This window comes from Amycolatopsis thailandensis, from assembly GCF_042723255.1.
GTDB lineage: Bacteria > Actinomycetota > Actinomycetes > Mycobacteriales > Pseudonocardiaceae > Amycolatopsis > Amycolatopsis thailandensis.
The window spans coordinates 25,777-41,333 of record NZ_JBHXJK010000045.1 but is presented as its reverse complement, the minus strand read 5'-3'; the positions used below and the strand labels follow the sequence as shown (position 1 = coordinate 41,333).

General features: G+C 67.4%; 19 protein-coding genes. 11 read left to right on the top strand and 8 right to left on the bottom strand.

Going from position 1 to position 15,557, the window contains the following annotated elements:
• The first annotated feature begins 28 nt into the window (after positions 1-28).
• Positions 29-490 carry an SRPBCC family protein gene (locus tag ACFWMR_RS19670; RefSeq protein ID WP_093937075.1) on the top strand — a complete coding sequence of 154 codons (462 nt, stop codon included), beginning with the start codon at positions 29-31 and terminating at the stop codon, positions 488-490.
• Positions 491-588: 98 nt separating this feature from the next.
• Entirely contained in the window at positions 589-1,053 is a 465-nt protein-coding gene (locus ACFWMR_RS19665; protein ID WP_093937076.1) for a hypothetical protein, read from the top strand.
• A gap of 95 nt (positions 1,054-1,148) precedes the next feature.
• On the opposite strand, the gene ACFWMR_RS19660 is transcribed toward ACFWMR_RS19665, so the two are convergent.
• The 3 genes from ACFWMR_RS19660 to ACFWMR_RS19650 all read right to left on the bottom strand — a co-directional run bounded on the left by ACFWMR_RS19660 (position 1,149) and on the right by ACFWMR_RS19650 (position 2,783).
• On the bottom strand, positions 1,149-1,937 hold the full coding sequence (locus ACFWMR_RS19660) for a SigB/SigF/SigG family RNA polymerase sigma factor (protein ID WP_093937077.1): 789 nt from the start codon (positions 1,935-1,937) through the stop codon (positions 1,149-1,151).
• Positions 1,934-2,386 (bottom strand): anti-sigma factor, encoded by a 453-nt coding sequence (locus ACFWMR_RS19655; protein WP_378379384.1) that lies wholly within the window; start codon positions 2,384-2,386, stop codon positions 1,934-1,936. The genes ACFWMR_RS19660 and ACFWMR_RS19655 overlap by 4 nt, the downstream gene beginning before the upstream one ends.
• Positions 2,387-2,450: 64 nt before the next feature.
• Positions 2,451-2,783 carry a plasmid stabilization protein gene (locus ACFWMR_RS19650; RefSeq protein ID WP_378379382.1) on the bottom strand — a complete coding sequence of 111 codons (333 nt, stop codon included), beginning with the start codon at positions 2,781-2,783 and terminating at the stop codon, positions 2,451-2,453.
• 114 nt (positions 2,784-2,897) lie between these two features.
• Between ACFWMR_RS19650 and ACFWMR_RS19645 the strand changes: the two genes are divergently transcribed.
• Positions 2,898-3,863: a TIGR03557 family F420-dependent LLM class oxidoreductase gene (locus ACFWMR_RS19645; protein ID WP_378379381.1), complete on the top strand. Its 966-nt coding sequence runs from the start codon at positions 2,898-2,900 to the stop codon at positions 3,861-3,863.
• A gap of 117 nt (positions 3,864-3,980) precedes the next feature.
• Entirely contained in the window at positions 3,981-4,172 is a 192-nt protein-coding gene (locus tag ACFWMR_RS19640; protein ID WP_093937156.1) for a hypothetical protein, read from the top strand.
• A gap of 1 nt (position 4,173) precedes the next feature.
• On the opposite strand, the gene ACFWMR_RS19635 is transcribed toward ACFWMR_RS19640, so the two are convergent.
• The 3 genes from ACFWMR_RS19635 to ACFWMR_RS19625 all read right to left on the bottom strand — a co-directional run bounded on the left by ACFWMR_RS19635 (position 4,174) and on the right by ACFWMR_RS19625 (position 5,681).
• Positions 4,174-4,791, bottom strand: coding sequence for a UdgX family uracil-DNA binding protein (locus ACFWMR_RS19635; protein WP_378379380.1), 618 nt, complete (start codon positions 4,789-4,791; stop codon positions 4,174-4,176).
• Between the two features lie 195 nt (positions 4,792-4,986).
• Entirely contained in the window at positions 4,987-5,202 is a 216-nt protein-coding gene (locus ACFWMR_RS19630) for a helix-turn-helix domain-containing protein (protein WP_093937082.1), read from the bottom strand.
• Positions 5,202-5,681, bottom strand: a complete 480-nt coding sequence (locus tag ACFWMR_RS19625) for a DUF2975 domain-containing protein (RefSeq protein WP_378278473.1) — start codon at positions 5,679-5,681, stop codon at positions 5,202-5,204. The genes ACFWMR_RS19630 and ACFWMR_RS19625 overlap by 1 nt, the downstream gene beginning before the upstream one ends.
• Before the next feature lie 431 nt (positions 5,682-6,112).
• Between ACFWMR_RS19625 and ACFWMR_RS19620 the strand changes: the two genes are divergently transcribed.
• Together ACFWMR_RS19620 and ACFWMR_RS19615 are read left to right on the top strand one after the other, a co-directional pair.
• Complete coding sequence (locus tag ACFWMR_RS19620; protein WP_378379379.1) at positions 6,113-6,520, top strand: VOC family protein; 408 nt, start codon at positions 6,113-6,115, stop codon at positions 6,518-6,520.
• Between the two features lie 144 nt (positions 6,521-6,664).
• Positions 6,665-7,009 (top strand): hypothetical protein, encoded by a 345-nt coding sequence (locus tag ACFWMR_RS19615; protein ID WP_378379378.1) that lies wholly within the window; start codon positions 6,665-6,667, stop codon positions 7,007-7,009.
• 401 nt (positions 7,010-7,410) lie between these two features.
• On the opposite strand, the gene ACFWMR_RS19610 is transcribed toward ACFWMR_RS19615, so the two are convergent.
• Entirely contained in the window at positions 7,411-8,664 is a 1,254-nt protein-coding gene (locus ACFWMR_RS19610) for a DUF222 domain-containing protein (RefSeq protein ID WP_378379377.1), read from the bottom strand.
• A 267-nt stretch (positions 8,665-8,931) separates the two neighbouring features.
• Positions 8,932-9,480 carry a dihydrofolate reductase family protein gene (locus tag ACFWMR_RS19605; protein ID WP_093937085.1) on the bottom strand — a complete coding sequence of 183 codons (549 nt, stop codon included), beginning with the start codon at positions 9,478-9,480 and terminating at the stop codon, positions 8,932-8,934.
• Between the two features lie 158 nt (positions 9,481-9,638).
• Between ACFWMR_RS19605 and ACFWMR_RS19600 the strand changes: the two genes are divergently transcribed.
• The 5 genes from ACFWMR_RS19600 to ACFWMR_RS19580 are packed head-to-tail and all read left to right on the top strand — an operon-like array spanning position 9,639 to position 15,541.
• A complete protein-coding gene (locus tag ACFWMR_RS19600; RefSeq protein WP_378276347.1) occupies positions 9,639-10,895 on the top strand; it encodes an ATP-grasp domain-containing protein in 1,257 nt (418 codons plus the stop codon).
• A gap of 58 nt (positions 10,896-10,953) precedes the next feature.
• On the top strand, positions 10,954-12,267 hold the full coding sequence (locus ACFWMR_RS19595; RefSeq protein ID WP_378379376.1) for a lysine N(6)-hydroxylase/L-ornithine N(5)-oxygenase family protein: 1,314 nt from the start codon (positions 10,954-10,956) through the stop codon (positions 12,265-12,267).
• A gap of 23 nt (positions 12,268-12,290) precedes the next feature.
• On the top strand, positions 12,291-12,656 hold the full coding sequence (locus ACFWMR_RS19590; RefSeq protein WP_093937088.1) for a cupin domain-containing protein: 366 nt from the start codon (positions 12,291-12,293) through the stop codon (positions 12,654-12,656).
• Entirely contained in the window at positions 12,656-14,275 is a 1,620-nt protein-coding gene (locus ACFWMR_RS19585) for a class I tRNA ligase family protein (protein WP_378379375.1), read from the top strand. Before ACFWMR_RS19590 ends, ACFWMR_RS19585 begins: the two co-directional genes overlap by 1 nt.
• 6 nt (positions 14,276-14,281) lie before the next feature.
• Entirely contained in the window at positions 14,282-15,541 is a 1,260-nt protein-coding gene (locus tag ACFWMR_RS19580; protein ID WP_378379374.1) for an MFS transporter, read from the top strand.
• Positions 15,542-15,557: the final 16 nt, after the last annotated feature.

The following is a 15,557-nucleotide window of genomic DNA, read 5'->3' as shown; positions in this document are numbered from 1 at the left end:
AAAAGCACCCAACCGAGAAGGAGGATGCATGAGCACGATCACCGAAATGGTGGACGTCGAAGTCCCGGTGAAGACCGCGTACAACCAGTGGACCCAGTTCGAGACCTTCCCGAATTTCATGGAAGGCGTCGAGGAGATCCGTCAGATCGACGCGACCCACACCCACTGGGTGACCAAATTCGGTGGTGTGAGCCGGGAATTCGACGCGACCATCACCGAACAGCATCCCGACGAGCGTGTCGCGTGGACGTCGGATTCCGGTCCCGACCACGCGGGCGTCATCACCTTCCATCGCCTGGACGACAACACGACCCGTGTCACGGCGCAAATGGACATCGATCCGGAGGGCTTCGCCGAGAACGTCGCCGACAAGCTCGGTGTGCTCGACCGCCGGATCAAGGGCGACATGAAGCGGTTCAAGGAGTTCATCGAGAGCCGCGGTCGTGAGTCCGGCGCGTGGCGCGGCGACGTGGACCGCCCCGGCAGCTGACCCGCCGCCCGGGACCTTCCCCTGGAAAACCGCGTTTTCCAGGGGAAGGTCCCGGGTATCTCTTGGGGTGAGGTCCACAACGAAGGGAGCGTTCCGGCATGACTACCAACGCGTACGTGGCCTTCCTCGTCATCGGGGTGGCCCTGGTCATGCTCGACGGTCTGATCATCTACCAGAGTGGTAAGCGCTACCTGCGGGGTTCCTATGGTGATCCCGCCGCCGGTGCGTCCATGACGTGGCTCGTCACGGTGCTGTTCCACCTCGCCACACTGGGCGTTCTGGCGTTGCTGTCGACGATCGACATCGGGGGCAGCGACCTTCCCGGTGTGGTGGGCAGGCTGGGTGTGCTGTTGCTGGTCCTGGCCATCGCGCACGCGATCACGCTCAGCGTGCTCGCGCGGATCCGCGGCGAGCAGGAGGCCGAAGCGGTCATCAATCGCCCCAGGCAGCGTGTCGAGCCCGAACAGCAGGGCACCACGGTGACACCGGTGCCCGGCCAGGAAGGCCGCTATCCGACCGCGAGCCCGTCGATCGAGCAGCAGGCGCCGTACACGACGCCGTAGGAAGTCGAGTGCCGGCAAGAGTTTCCGGCCGGTTGATACGTGAAGGCCCCTTTCCCATCAGCTGAGGGAAAGGGGCCTTCACGCGCGTCGGGCTACTACTCGGAGAGCTTTCCCCTCAGCTGCTCCAATGTCTGGGAGAGAAGCCGCGAAACGTGCATCTGCGAGATGCCGACCCGCTCCGCGATCTGCGTCTGCGTGTACCCGCCGAAGAACCGCATCACGAGGATCGCGCGCTCCCGCTTCGGGAGTTCCCGCAGCAGCGGTTGCAGCGCCTCGTGGTTCTCCACCAAGGCCATCTCGTGGTCTTCCTCGCCGATCGTGTCGGCGAGGGAGAGGGCTTCGGTGGCGTCGTCGTGCACCGGTTTGTCGACCGACAACGTCTGGTACGCCTGGCCGGCGAGCAATCCTTCGCGCACTTCGTCGACCCCGAGCCCGAGGTACTCCGCGAGTTCGGTCGGGGTCGGCGCGCGGCCCAGCCGCTGGGACAACGCGGCCGTGCCCTGGCTGAGCGAGACGTGCATCTCCTTGAGCCGCCTCGGTACCCGGACCGACCAGCCGGTGTCCCGGAAATGCCGCCGGACCTCACCCATGACCGTGGGGACGGCGAAGGAGAGGAAATCGTGCCCGCGGCCGGGGTCGAAGCGGTCGACCGCGTTGATGAGGCCGATCCGCGCCACCTGCACCAGATCTTCGCGGGGCTCGCCCCGGCCCGAGAACCTGGTGGCGATGTGCTCGGCGAGCGGCAGCAGTTCGGTCACCAGCGTGGCCCGCACTTCCTGGCGGCGCTGGGAGTCCTCCGGCAGTGAGGCCATCTCCGCGAAGAGTGGTTCGCAGTGGGCGTAGTCGTCCGCCTGCCGGGTGAGTGTTTTGCGTTCGCCGGTCACCCGTCGCTCGTTCCCGGGGCCAGTACGAGGTCGATCGTCGTCGTACCCCCCAGTTCGCCGGGGGTCGGCTCGCACCGTGCCGCCACCGAGCCGGTCAAGGTCGTCAGGACGTGCCAGCCGAACGTCGTCTCGCTCGGCAGGAAGGGGGTGGCCGTCCTCGTGGAGATCGAGACGGCGATTCCCTCCGGCACCTCGTGAAAGACACAGCAAAGCACCGCTCCGAGTTCAGCGGGCTGGACAAGCTGGGAACAGGCCTCGTCGACGGCCATCTTCGCGTCTGAAATGGCGTCCAAACCGAAGTCCGCGCGCGCCACCACACCGTGGGTGAGCGTGCGGACGAGAGGGATCTGTTCCGCCTCGGCGGGCAGGCGAAGCTCGACCCGGTCCAACAGATCGTCCGACTGAGGCCGGGTTTGCGGGGTCAGACCGCCGCGTCCTTGTGCATCCATGACAAACCCTATCCGTCCGTGGCCATGAGGTATCCGCGGCGGTGATCCGCCGCGCGACGCGTGATCAACGGCCGAGGGCTCGCTGAAGCTCCTTTTTGGACATCTTCGACCTGCCCTCGACGCCGCGTTTCTTCGCTTCGTTGTAGAGCTGGTCCTTGGTCGGGCCGTTCGGGCCCTGGCGGTTGCCGGACCGCTTGCCGCCTCGCCTCTGCGGCGACATGTCCTGTACGGACGTCCGGCTCGCTTCGCGGGACTCGCCCGCTTGCGCGCGGTTCTTGTTGACCGTGCGCGCGGCGATCTCCTCGGCCCGGTCGGTGCTCGCCCCCCGGTCCTTCGCCGAATCCTTGATGTGTTCGTACTGCCGTTCTCGTTTGTCGCTCCAACTCTGCTGGGGCATCACGCGGCTCCTCTCTTCCCCGGGTCGGGTACCCCGTTCGATTCGCCGGATAAACGTCCGGTTGATCCCGGGAAGGGGCGGGTACGCGGAGGTCAAGACGCGAAGGAGGGTTCGATGCGCATCGGCTACACGCTCATGACCGAACAGGCCGCGCCGAAGGACCTGGTGGGATACGCCGCCGGGGCCGAGAAGGCGGGATTCGACTTCGAGGTGATGAGCGACCACTACTCGCCTTGGCTGAACGAGCAGGGCCATTCGCCGTACGCGTGGAGCGTGCTGGGAGCCGTGACCCAGAGCACCGAGCGGGTCGAGCTGATGACCTTCGTGACCTGTCCGACCATGCGGTACCACCCGGCGGTGGTGGCGCAGAAGGCGGCGACCGTCCAGGCGCTGTCGGACGGCCGGTTCACCCTCGGGCTCGGCGCGGGGGAGAACCTGAACGAGCACGTCGTCGGACGCGGCTGGCCGCCGGCGAACGTCCGCCACGAGATGCTCGCCGAAGCGGTCCAGATCATCGGCGGACTGTTCGACGGCGGGTATTTCAACTACGCGGGTGACCACTTCAGGGTGGATTCGGCGAAGCTCTGGGACCTTCCCGAGCAGCGCGTCCCGATCGCCGTCGCGGTGTCCGGCTCGCAGTCGGTGACCCGGTTCGCGCCGATCGCCGACGCGATGATCGCGGTGGAGCCGAACGCGTCACTGAGCCAGGAATGGGACGCGAGCAAGCTCGGCGGCGCGCCGTCGAGGAAGATCGCCCAGCTGCCGGTGTCCTGGGGCGAGGATCGCGACGCCGCGATCCGGCGGGCGCACGAGCAGTTCCGCTGGTTCGGTGGCGGCTGGAAGGTCAACGCCGAACTGCCGGGGCCCGCGGGGTTCGCCGGGGCCACCCAGTTCGTCAAACCCGAGGACGTCGCGGCGGCCATCCCGTGCGGACCGGACGTCGACCGGATCGTGAAGCAGGTCGGCGAATTCGAGGCGGCCGGGTTCACCGACCTCGCCCTGATCCAGATCGGCGGCGACCAGCAGGAAGCCTTCCTCCGGCTCGCCGAGGACTCGCTGCTCCCGGCGTTGCGGGGCTGAATCACACGGACGGAGTAAGGCTGTTGTGTCTCCGCACACCCGAACGGGGACACCTGTGTTCAAACCCGCGAACGCGGGTATCAGAACGACACGTTGTCCTTCACCCAAGGGGGAATGATGAGGAACGAACTCGGCTTGCACCCGGTGCCCGACCTGATGGCGGACGGTCAGGACACGCCGGAGCAGGAAGCCATTCGCCGCAAGGCGGCTCTCGCCGTGGCTTCACGGGCGACGAGCGCCGAAGACTGCGCGGCACTGCTGGACATGCTCGGCCTGCACGACGGCGGCCGCAGCTCCGAGGTGGCCTGACTCAGCGGCCGCGCGCCGTCACGAGATCCGCGACGAAGGCCCGGTAGGCCTCGTCGCGGTCCGGTGCGCGCAACACCGCCGACGGGTGCACCGTGGCGATCGCGACGGTGCCGAATTCGGCAAGGTCGATCCGCTCACCGCGGCTCCGGGTGACGCGGAAGTCGTCACCCAGCAGTGATTTGGCCGCCGTGGCGCCGAGGAAGATCAGCAGATCCGGCTGGACGGTCGCCAGTTCCGCGTGCAACCAGGGGCGGCACGCGACGATCTCGGTCTTCGACGGCGTCTGGTGGATGCGCCGCTTACCGCGTTCGTCGCGCCGGAACTTGAAATGCTTGACCGCGTTGGTGACGTAGATCTTCCGGCGGTCGAAACCCGCCTCGTCGAGCGCCCGGTCGAGCAGCCTTCCGGCGGGGCCGACGAACGGGGCGCCCGCCAGGTCCTCCTGGTCGCCGGGTTGTTCGCCGACCACCATGACCTCTGCTTCATGAGGGCCTTCGCCGAAGACGGTCTGGGTCGCGTCGCGATGGAGGTCGCAGCCGCGGCAGCCGGACGCCGCCGAACGAAGCTTGCCCAGGTCGACGGTCCGGGGAGGGGCCGCTCCAGGTGCCTTGGTCGCCATGGGGGCCGATTTCCCGGTCCGGTCCCGGGGCAAACCGGTTACGTGGCCGCCGAGCCGGGTAGCCCGGTCACCTGGCGATCACGACCGAACCTGCCATCGCTTCCGTTCAGGACACCGTCCGTGTCGCGCTCCGGGTCGTCCTGCGGCCGTCGCCCGCGACGCTGGACAATTTCCCCTGAAGTTCGCGGCCTTGACCTAGGCCGTCTCCTCGTCGACCCATTCGAGCAGGTCGCCGGGCTGGCAGCCGAGGACCCGGCACATCGCTTCCAGGGTGCTGAACCGGACGGCCTTGGCCCGGCCGTTCTTCAGCACCGCCACGTTCGCCGGGGTGAGCCCGACGAGTTCGGCGAACTCGCCGACGCTCATCTTGCGTTTGGCCAGTTCGACGTCGATGCGGACGACGATCGGCATCAGATCACCTGTTCCAGGTCGGAACGCAGCGAAGTGGCCTGACGCAGCAGCGTGCGCATCACGATCATGAGGAAGAACAGTACGGCGACGCCGATCAACGCCAAGAACAACAGCAATGGCAGGCCCGGATCGTCGGCGTTGAATCCGACGTAGAGGAACACGCCCACCAGCACCAGCCAGCCGGCGAGGATCGCCCACACGATGGCGTCCACCCATTTCAAAGACGCCTCGGTGAAGATCCGGTCGCGTTTGACCAGGGTGAGCAGCTGCCAGGTGGCGACGATCACCACCTGGACGCACAGCACCCAGAAGACGGAGACCGCCGTGGCGGGCCAGCGAAGGTAGGCCATTTCCGGATCCTGCCGCGCCAGGTGCGCGAACTGCCCGGGCAGCGACATGGTCTGGAACAGGACGAGGATCCCGAACAGCACCACGAGGAACATCCTGAGCGGCGCGACTGCCCGCTGTGCGGTGAACATGGATCGAGTCTCGCGCGTTATCTATCGAAAGTCAATCGGTAGCTATCGGGGATCGGTTCGGCTGGCCGGGTCGACCGGTTCGGTCGACCGGCTTCGCCGGCTGGCTCGGTCGACCGGCTTCGCCGGCTGGCTCGGTCGACCGGCTTCGCCGGCTGGCTCGGTCGACCGGCTTGTCGGCTGGCTCGGTCGACAGGGGACTGTCGGCGGCCGGGAGGCTCCTGCGCCGGGGTTCCGTGCGGCTCGGCACTTAAGCGGCTTTCGCGACAGGGCCACTTCGGTCGCCGGACGGTATTGGGGAAATTGCTCACCGCGTTGGTGAACGGGGTTGAATTTCCGATACGCGAAGGAATTCACCCGGCCGTAGTTCAGCCGTTGTCGCGCTCGGTGGTGTCTGCCAGGATGCTCGTGTCCCGAACCGAAGGAGCGTTCCAGTGGCTAGCCGTCTCAATCCTTATATCAGCTTCGCCGGTGACGCCCGGCAGGCCATGGAGTTCTACAAGTCGGTGTTCGGCGGAGAACTGACGCTGAACACGTTCGGCGAGTCCGGTATGGCCGGTTCGCCGGTGGAGGACCAGATCATGCACGGCCAGCTCGATTCGCCGAGCGGCTACACGATCATGGCGTCGGACACGCCGCCGGGAATGGAACACCGTCCCGGTGCGAATGTCTCGGTCAGCCTCAGCGGTGATGACGGCGAGGAATTGCGCGGATACTGGGAGAAACTCTCCGCGGAGGGCACCGTTTCGGTCCCGTTCGAAAAGCAGATGTGGGGTGACGAATTCGGGGCCTGTATCGACAGGTTCGGCATTTACTGGATGGTGAACGTCACGCAGTCCTAGGGCACTCCGGCCCTGTCCGATCCGGGTCGAAGCTCCCGACTTCCGGGGACTTGCGGCTCCGATCGCGCGAAACCTGTGATGCCACCGGTGGAACCGCCGTTCTCCTCTCGTGAGGATTCGGCGGTTCCACCGGGAGGCGAGGCTATGAACAGGATGGTCGCGGCATTGCTGGTTTCGGCGGCTGCCGTCGCGATACTTGGCGGCTGCGGGACGACGACCACCGGGACACCGGTCACCGTCGTCCGGGAGATCGTGCCGCCCTCGACGACCACCGCGGTCGTCGCGCCGCCGACCACTTCGGTGGTCGTGGTGGAGCCACCGGTGACGGTCACGCGGGCACCTTCGCTCACCTCGTGCCAGCGCCTGTTCGCCGACGGGTTCTCGTACGTGTACGCGTACAACTCCTGGGTGAACGCTGGGCGCCCGCTGAGCTGGGACGCCGACCGCGACGGGTATCCCTGCGAGCAGTCCTACGGCAACCGGAACTAGCCGCTCGCTGAAGGCCGAGGGCGACGTGCGCCCGTTCTTCTCGATCAGGTCGGCGAACCTGGGGTGGAGTCCGGTCGGAGCTCGCGCCTTCTGGGCGTCGGTGCCTGCTGCTGCGGCGGTCTGCGGCATGGCGAGGGTCGGTCGCCGGGGTGGGCTTCTCGGGGCATGCGGGGTATTTGCGTAGCTGCTGGGCTTGGGTTCCGTCTCGGTCAGGGTGTGTGACGGGGGAGGATTTCGGCCGCTGAACGTCCGGATTCTTCCCCGCTCGGCGGGGGTATCGGCGGCAGGAGTCGCCCGCGCTCCGATTCCTACAGCGTCGGCTCCCGGCGCTTGTTCCGTGGGCATGCCGAGAGGCCCGTCGCCGGTGTGGCTGGCGGGCTCCTCGGGTCATGCGGGGAGTTTCAGGCGCGGTGGAGGGTGTTGCGCCGGGATCTTCGTAGCGGATCCAGATACTGGGGCGGAATGAACTCCGGCAGTCCGTCAGCCGCCATTCGGACTTGCCAGTCACCGTGGTGGATCAGCCGGTGATGGAAGCCGCACAGCAGCACCAGATTCCGGAGATCAGTCGGGCCGCCATCTGCCCAGTGATGAATATGGTGAGCGTGACAGTTCTTCGGTTTCCGCTGACACCCCGGGAACGCACAGCCCCGATCCCGGATATTGAGCGCCCGTCTCTGACCTGGCGTCACGAACCGTCTCAGCCGTCCTACATCGAGGGGTTCCCCGGCAGCGTTCAGCACCGCGGGCAGCATCAGGCAGTCGCAGGCGGCCATGCGGGCGTCGCGGGCGGTCATGGTCCCGACGAAGTCGAGGCAGGCTTTCCCGATCCCGGTCTTCAGCTCTTCCAGGCCGATGGTCACGTGCACCAACGTCCGGTACCCGCTGGTGCCGGGCTGGTCGGGGCACGCGATCGCCAAGTCAAGGAGTTCGGCCCAGGCGTCACCTTGGCGTTCGCATTTCATGCGCAGATCAGCTTGCCCGAATTCGTCCACTGGACGCGGCTTCGCGTACGCCTCCAGTGCGGCGGCGGTGCGAGCCCCCAGCTCGTCATCCAGCAGGCCGGTCAGTTTCCAGAACCCATCCCGACGGCGTTCCAAGGTCACTTCCCGGCGCGGCTGCTTCGGTTCGGGTTCTTTGGGTTCGTTCCCGTCGGGATCCAGCCAGCCGAGGATGTCCTCGGCGGCCTTCGTCACCTGCCGGGGACCAGCGCCACGGCCCAGGTTCCCGAGGATCTTCTCCGCACTTTCCCGGTCCTCCACCGACGTGTCCGCTGGGATCTTCCCCAAGATCTCCAGGATCTGATCGATCCGCTCGTCCCCGATCATGCCCTCGGCGGCTGCCACGCCAGTGGTGGGTGCGAAGGCCGGAACTTCGGTGCCGTCCAGATTGCGGGTGGGGTTCAAGGCGATCGCCCGCTTCACCACCGACTGCGCCTCACCCCGCGACAGTCCAGCTACATCAGCGAACCACGCCGCCGTCGACCCATAGCCATACAAGTCTTTCGAACCCCGAGACTCGATCTCCGCCAGAAACTGCCCCAGAGCGGCGGAGGCGACCCGCATCAGCTGCAGGAACTGCTGCGCGCCATGCGCAAGCTCCAGCTTGCCGGCACGCCACAACTCCTGCGGGAGTTCGGGAAGGAAGGTCTCGGACACCCCTTTATAATACCCCAAATTATCGAACGTATGTTCGTAATTTTAAGTGACCGCAAAACTGCGCAGTTCCCACTGAAGAGTGAATCGACAAGCCTCGCAATTAGTCGGCTAAGAGGGCCTAACAGAACGATCTCTAGTGCGGTTTGATGCCGTGTCTAGTTGACCTTCTGTAAGAGGGCGTCCGTGGAGGACTGCGGGCACGGATCGAGCCGTTGTTGCCGCGAGCGGACTGCCGGTTCCGGCATCGGGCCCTAACTGCGAAAACCGCTAAGCCGGCCGGAACCTGACGTCGACGGAGCCGAGAGGATCCTCCGTACCGACCCCGCGCAGCCGGATCGGCGGTCCGCCCGGGTTGGTGTACAGCCGGACGCCGTCGCCGAGCAGGACCGGCGCGATGTGCAGGTCGATCTCGTCGATCAACCCCAGTTCGAGCAGTTGGCGGCCGATGTCCGGTGAGAAGACCTCCAGGTTCTTCCCGTCCGCGGCCTCCAGTCCGATCCGGACCGCTTCGGCCGGGCCGCAGTTCAGGAACGTGACCCCTTCGGTGGGCGTCGCGTCCTCGGGATGATGGGTGAGGACGAACAGTCGACCCTGCCAGGCGCCGCCGTAGATCCCGCTCGGATCGGGATAGGCGTCCCAGCCGTCGCGTCCACCGAGGACGGCGCCGGTGGTCGAGGTGTATTCCTCGATCAGGCCCGGCCGGAACGTCGTGCCGGTCATCCAGTCCATGCTGTGTCCCGGTCCGGCGACGAAGCCGTCCAGCGACATCGTGAAGTGCCAGAGCACTTTCCCGCTCGCGGTCTGTGGTTCGAACATCTCGCCTCCTGTGTGGTCGTGACGACGGGGCGATCTCATACCACCCTCGGCCCCGCCGCGCATCTCGTTGATTGTTCTGCCCGAATCAAGGGTTCCGGTCAACCAATCCCCGGGATGTAGTAGCCCGCGACGAAGCGACGGGCTGGTGGGGAGAGGGAATGAGCTCAGCGGAGGGTGTTGTCCTGGTGATCGGCTGCGGGATGCGGCCGTACCGGGAGTACCTGTTGGCGTCGGCCGGGCACCGGCATCCCTTGTGGCTTTTCAACGGGACCGAACCGACCTGGCAGGAGCGCTACATCACCGGCGGCACGGTGCTGGACCTGCAAGACCGCGACGCCGTGCTGGCCGCGGCCCGCGCGGTGAACGCGAAGACGCCGGTACTGGGCGTGGTGTCGTGGGACGAGGCGCTGATCGTCACCGCGGCGCACGTCGCGGACGAACTCGGCCTGCCGGGAGCGGGGATCTCCGCGATCGAGGGTTGCCGGGACAAGTGGCTCAACCGGCGCACGCTCACCGCGGCCGGGGTGGCGCAGCCGGACTTCGGGTTCGTGCACGACGAAGAGCAGGCGGTCCGCGTGGCCGATCGGATCGGCTACCCGGTCGTGGTCAAGCCGCGCGGGGGCGGGGCCAGCATCGGCGTCAGCTTCGCGGAAGACGCGGAGGCGGTGCGGAAGGCGTTCCGGACCGCGGAGGACGCCAGCTTCGGCGGCTCTCCCGCCTACCAGGGCGGGGCACTGGTCGAGGAGTACCTGACCGGTCCCGAGATCAGCGTGGACGGTGCCGTCGTGGACGGTGAGTACACGCCGATGTTCGTGGCGCACAAAACGGTCGGCATGCACCCGTACTTCGAGGAGCTCGGCCATCTGGTCAGCTCCGCGGACGAGCTGCTCGCCGACCCGGCGCTCCGGTCGACGCTGGCCCGCGCGCACAGCGCGATCGACTTCCGGTACGGCATCACCCACACCGAGCTCAAGCTCACCGAGCGCGGTCCGGTGATCGTGGAGATCAACGGCAGGCTCGGCGGGGACCTGATCCCGTTGCTCGCGCGGTTCGCGACCGGGATCGACCCGGGCGCGGCCGCGGTCGACATCGCGCTCGGCATGCGTCCCCACATCCCGCACGAGGCCGAGCCCCGGTGGGTCGGGGTGCGGTTCGGCTACCCGAAACAGGACTGTGTCGTCGAGTCCGTGTCCGTGCCGGGTTCCATGCGGGACAACGGGATCCTCACCGCGGACGTGCTCGTCGAACCGGGGGCGCGGATGCGGCTGCCGCCGGCGGAGTTCATCTCGCGGCACGCGTACGTGATCTGCGCGGGCAGCGACCCCGACGACTGTGAAGTGGTGCTGGACAAGGCCATGGCCCAGGTCCGGCTGACCGCGCATCCCCTGCTGCCTTCGGTGGCCGCCGGTGGCTGACCGCGCACGGGCACCGCAGAACACCTTCCAAGCACTCACAACGATGGCGGAGCAAACAATGGCGAACCGTGATGTCGAGCTTCTCGCAGTCGGAGCAGGACCGTCCAACCTGGCACTCGCCGTGGCGCTGGAGGAGCTCGCGCCCGGCCTGGCCCGCGAGTCGGTCCTGCTCGAACGCGACGAGGAGGTCTCCTGGCAGCGGGGCATGCTCCTGCCGGAGGCGCTCTCGCAGGTCTCGTTCCTCAAGGACCTGGTGACCCTGCGCAACCCGTGCAGCCGGTTCTCGTTCCTCAGCTACCTGCACGCCACCAACCGGCTCAACGAGTTCGTGAACATGGGCAGCTTCGTCCCGTACCGGGTCGAACTCGCCGACTATCTCAAGTGGACGGCCGAATCGCTGGCACTGGTGGATCTCCAGCGTGGCCGGGAATGCCTCGACATCAGTCCGGTGTGGACGGACGGTGTGCTGACCGGCTGGGACACCCGCGTCGCGGACGGCGAGATCATCCGCAGCCGGTACCTGGTGGTCGGCGCGGGCCGCGACGCGCGGATCCCCGACCAGCTCCGGACGGTGAACCAGGACCGCGTCATCCACAGCACGCAGTACCTGCCGAGGATCGCCAAGCTGCGCAAGGACCTCCCGTACCGCGTCGCGGTGATCGGCGCCGGGCAGAGCGCCGCGGAACTGTTCAGCACCGTGCAGCAGGACCTGCCCGAGTGCAAGCCGACCATGGTGATGCGCTCGATCGGCCTGAACTACTACGAGAGCAGCAAGTTCAACAACGAACTGTTCTTCCCGTCCCATGTGGACAAGTTCTTCGACGCGCGACCGGAAGCCCGCGAGCAGATGCTCAAGGAGATGCACCACACGAACTACTCCGGGCTGGCGCCGGGCACGATGGACGCGCTCTACCGGTCGATCTACCTGGACCGCCTCTCCGGCCGTTCCCGCCTGCAGATGATCACGATGAGCGACATCACCGACGCCCGCGACGAGGGCGACGAGATCGTGCTGGAGCTGACCGACCGGCGCACCGGCGAGACGCAGGAACTGCGCACCGATCTCGTCCTGCTCGGCACCGGGTTCTCCCCGGAGATGCCGAGGATGGTCCAGGAGATCGCGAAGTCGATCGGCCTCTCGGAGATCAAGGTGACCCGCGACTACCGGCTGGAGATCGACCAGCCCGCCACCGCGGCCGTCTACCTCCAGGGCGTCAACGAGGCGACGCACGGGATCGCGGACTCGCTGCTCAGCGTCCTCGCCCCGCGCGCCAACGACATCCTGCAGGACATCCTCGCCCACCGCGGTGAAACCCCCGAGGTACCGCCGCAGCCGACGCAGGACACCGACACCGTCGTCGCCACCCGCTGATCATCGAGAAGAAAGAGAACGTCATGGAGATCCGGCCGCTGGAGCGGGAAAAGATGGTCTTCGAGAACGGTGCCTACGGCCAGCGGCTCCTGCCGTGGGCGGCGCTGAACGCGCCGTTCGAGGGCGCCTGGGTCACGGTGCCGGCGCATGGCGCGACGGGTGCGCATTCCCACCACGAGTACGAGCTCTTCATCGCCGTCAGCGGCGAGGCGGTCATCGAGTCCGGGGGAGAGCGCCGTCCCTTCCGCCCCGGCGACCTCGAGTTCCACAAGCCCGGCACCGAGCACCGCATCCTCAACGACGGCGCCGAGGACTTCGAGATGTACGCGATCTGGTGGGACACCGACATGTCGGCGAAGTTCGCCGCCCGGCACGAGGAGCTGGCGTGATGGCCGACACGAGACCGGTGGTGATCATCGGCGGGCCCCCGACGTCCAACGGGGACCTGCACATCGGGCACATCGCGGGCCCGTATCTCGGCGCCGACGTGCACCGGCGGTACCTGCGCGCGGCGGGCCGCGAGGCCGTGTTCGCCTCCTGCACCGACGACAGCCAGACCTATCTCGTCACCAGCGCCGCCCGGGTCGGGCTCACCCCGCCCGAGCTGGTGGAGCAGTCGACCGAGAACATCCAGCGCACGTTCAAGGCGATGGGGGTCGAGGTCGACGGCTTCTCGCCGACCGACGACGGCTACAAGGCGCTCGTCCACGACTACGTGAAGCGCTTGTACGACAAGGGGAAGCTTCGCCTGCGCAAGGTGCGGCTGCCCTACAGCGAGAGCAAGGGCGAGTTCCTGGTCGAGGGGTTCGTCGGTGGCGGCTGCCCGACCTGCCTCGCCGACAGCCGTGGTGGTTTCTGCGAGGGCTGCGGGCATCCGATCGACTTCGACGCGCTCATCGAGCCGTATTCGGTGCTCGACCCGGCCGACGAGGTGACCTACCGCGAGACCGAGATCATGGTCTTCCCGGTCTCGGAGTACCGCGAACAGCTCCTCGCCTACTACGAGGAACGCGGTCCGTCGTGGCGACCGCACGTGCTCGGGCTGATGCGGGAGCTGCTGGCCGGGCCGTTGCCCGATTTCGCGATCACGTACCCGGTCAAGTGGGGGCTTCCGGCGCCGTTCCTCCAGACGCCGGGCCAGCGGCTCAACGCGTGGGTCGAGGGGATGCCCGCCTCGATGTACTGCACCGAGTACGCGTTGCGCCGCAACGGAAAACCGAAGGCCGGTGACGACGACGCGTGGCTCGCGGAGAACGACGCGCGGGTCGTGGTGTTCATGGGGTTCGACCCGCTGTTCACCTGGGGCGTCGTGCACGTCGCCGAGCTGATCGCCCTCGAGGGCCGGTACGTCCTCCCGGACACCCTGCTCGTGAACGAGTTCTACGAACTGGAGAACGAGAAGTTCTCCACCAGCAAGGGACACGTCGTCTGGGCCCGTGAACTCGCGGCCGAGGTGCCCCGCGACATCGCGCGGTTCCACCTCAACCTCACCGCCCCCGAGTTCGCCAGGACCAACTTCTCCCGCGCCGCGCTGGAGAAGGTCGCGGGGGAGCGGCTCGTCGCGCCGTGGAACGAACTCGCCGAGACGCTGGCCAAACTCACCGCCGAGGTCGGCGGCGAGAACGGCTCGCTCCCGGTTTCGGCCGAGGCCACGGAACGCGCGGCGGCGATGGTCTCCCGGTTCGCCCTGAACTACGAGCTCGAGGACTTCAGCCTCAGCCGGGCCGCCGACCTGATCGTGCAGCACGTCGGGCGCCTGGGCGCGGCGACGGAACGCACGCTGATGGGCAACCTCGACCAAGAGGTGCTCCGCGGCGCGCTGGGCGACCTCTTCCTCGAACTGCGGGCCTTGATCGGCTGCGCGTCGCCGATCCTGATCGACCTCGCCGCGCGTGCCGCCGAGGCCGGCGGGTTCGACCTCCGGATCGACGCGGCCGCCTTCGACGTCACGCACACCACGGCGTTCGCCGTGCCACCACTGGAATTCCCCCCGACGAGCGAGGTCTGAGACCCCATGTCACTCGACAGCACCCTCACCCCCGACGCGGTCCGGAGTTCCCGGCTCGCCGAACGCCTGCTGGTCCCGGCGGGCTTCGTCACCACGGCGGGCAACGCGTTCCAGATCACCGCCGCCGCGATCCTGGTCTTCCACGCCGAGCAGACCACCCTCGCAGTCGGCTGGCTGTTCATCGCGGTGTCGATCCCGCAGGTCGCGCTGGCGCTGCTGTTCGGCGAGCTGGTCGACAAGGTCGACCGGCGGATGTTGTGCATCGCCGCGGACCTGGTCAGCGCGATGACCGCGTTCGCCCTGCCGGTCTGGCTGTGGATCGGCGGCCCGGCGAACCTGGGTTCCTACATAGCGAACTTCATGCTCGCCTGCACCGCCGCGCTGTTCATGCCCGCGAGCAACGGCCTGATCAAGGAACGCATCCGGGACGAGCGGCTCGGGAAGTTCAACTCGCACTTCGAGATGGCGAGCAACGCCGGCATGCTGCTGGCGTCCTCGCTCGCCGGGTTCCTGGTGATCTGGTTCGGCGCCACGCCGCTGTTCGTGTTCAACTCGCTGAGCTTCATCCTCTCGGCCGTCCTGGTCTACGCGATCGGCCGCAAGCCCGCCAAGCCCCAGGTGGTCGAGGAGACCGCGGCGGCCGACCCGTCGGAGCCGGTCGAAGCCCCCGCGCATCAGCCGATCAAGCGGCTCGCGCTGTTGTACGCCAACGGGAACATCGGCCTGATGGTCGCCAACGTCATCCTGACGACGCTCATCCTGCAGACCTTCGATCAAGGCGCGTGGATGATCGGCGTGGTCGACGCGCTGGCCGGGGTCGGGTTCATCGTCGGCGCCGCCGCGTACGGCAAGGTCAGCAAGCGGTTCAAGGGCATCCATCTGGCCGTGCTCGGCACGCTCGGGAACCTGATCTGCCTCGCGATCCAGCCGCTGCACTACATCGCGCTGATGGCGGCGATCCCGTTCGCCGGGTTCTGCTTCGCCCAGGGCCGGATCGCCGCCCGCACCCTGCTGATGCGCGCGAGCCCGGAAGACCGGGTCGGCCGGATCTTCGGTGGCACTCAGGCGGTCGGCCTCGGCCTCGGTGTCGGCGCGACGGTCGGGTTGTCCGCGCTGGCGGACGCGACCACCGTGCCCTACGCCTTCTGGGGGCTGGCGATCCTGCAGGGCGCGATCGTGATCGGCACCTACTTCAGTCTGGCGAAACCGCTGTCGGCGCAGGAGAAGAAGCAGCCGGCCGAGGTTCTCGAGGCGACCGCCGCCTGAGCGCGGCCGAATTCGG

What these genes read in the sequence shown, in the direction of transcription:
- ACFWMR_RS19670 (WP_093937075.1), top strand. Translation starts at nt 29, where the DNA reads ATGAGCACGATCACCGAAATGGTGGACGTCGAAGTCCCGGTGAAGACC.
- ACFWMR_RS19665 (WP_093937076.1), top strand. Translation starts at nt 589, where the DNA reads ATGACTACCAACGCGTACGTGGCCTTCCTCGTCATCGGGGTGGCCCTG.
- ACFWMR_RS19655 (WP_378379384.1), bottom strand. Translation starts at nt 2,386, where the DNA reads ATGGATGCACAAGGACGCGGCGGTCTGACCCCGCAAACCCGGCCTCAG.
- ACFWMR_RS19650 (WP_378379382.1), bottom strand. Translation starts at nt 2,783, where the DNA reads ATGCCCCAGCAGAGTTGGAGCGACAAACGAGAACGGCAGTACGAACAC.
- ACFWMR_RS19645 (WP_378379381.1), top strand. Translation starts at nt 2,898, where the DNA reads ATGCGCATCGGCTACACGCTCATGACCGAACAGGCCGCGCCGAAGGAC.
- ACFWMR_RS19640 (WP_093937156.1), top strand. Translation starts at nt 3,981, where the DNA reads ATGAGGAACGAACTCGGCTTGCACCCGGTGCCCGACCTGATGGCGGAC.
- ACFWMR_RS19635 (WP_378379380.1), bottom strand. Translation starts at nt 4,791, where the DNA reads ATGGCGACCAAGGCACCTGGAGCGGCCCCTCCCCGGACCGTCGACCTG.
- ACFWMR_RS19630 (WP_093937082.1), bottom strand. Translation starts at nt 5,202, where the DNA reads ATGCCGATCGTCGTCCGCATCGACGTCGAACTGGCCAAACGCAAGATG.
- ACFWMR_RS19625 (WP_378278473.1), bottom strand. Translation starts at nt 5,681, where the DNA reads ATGTTCACCGCACAGCGGGCAGTCGCGCCGCTCAGGATGTTCCTCGTG.
- ACFWMR_RS19615 (WP_378379378.1), top strand. Translation starts at nt 6,665, where the DNA reads ATGAACAGGATGGTCGCGGCATTGCTGGTTTCGGCGGCTGCCGTCGCG.
- ACFWMR_RS19605 (WP_093937085.1), bottom strand. Translation starts at nt 9,480, where the DNA reads ATGTTCGAACCACAGACCGCGAGCGGGAAAGTGCTCTGGCACTTCACG.
- ACFWMR_RS19600 (WP_378276347.1), top strand. Translation starts at nt 9,639, where the DNA reads ATGAGCTCAGCGGAGGGTGTTGTCCTGGTGATCGGCTGCGGGATGCGG.
- ACFWMR_RS19595 (WP_378379376.1), top strand. Translation starts at nt 10,954, where the DNA reads ATGGCGAACCGTGATGTCGAGCTTCTCGCAGTCGGAGCAGGACCGTCC.
- ACFWMR_RS19590 (WP_093937088.1), top strand. Translation starts at nt 12,291, where the DNA reads ATGGAGATCCGGCCGCTGGAGCGGGAAAAGATGGTCTTCGAGAACGGT.
- ACFWMR_RS19585 (WP_378379375.1), top strand. Translation starts at nt 12,656, where the DNA reads ATGGCCGACACGAGACCGGTGGTGATCATCGGCGGGCCCCCGACGTCC.
- ACFWMR_RS19580 (WP_378379374.1), top strand. Translation starts at nt 14,282, where the DNA reads ATGTCACTCGACAGCACCCTCACCCCCGACGCGGTCCGGAGTTCCCGG.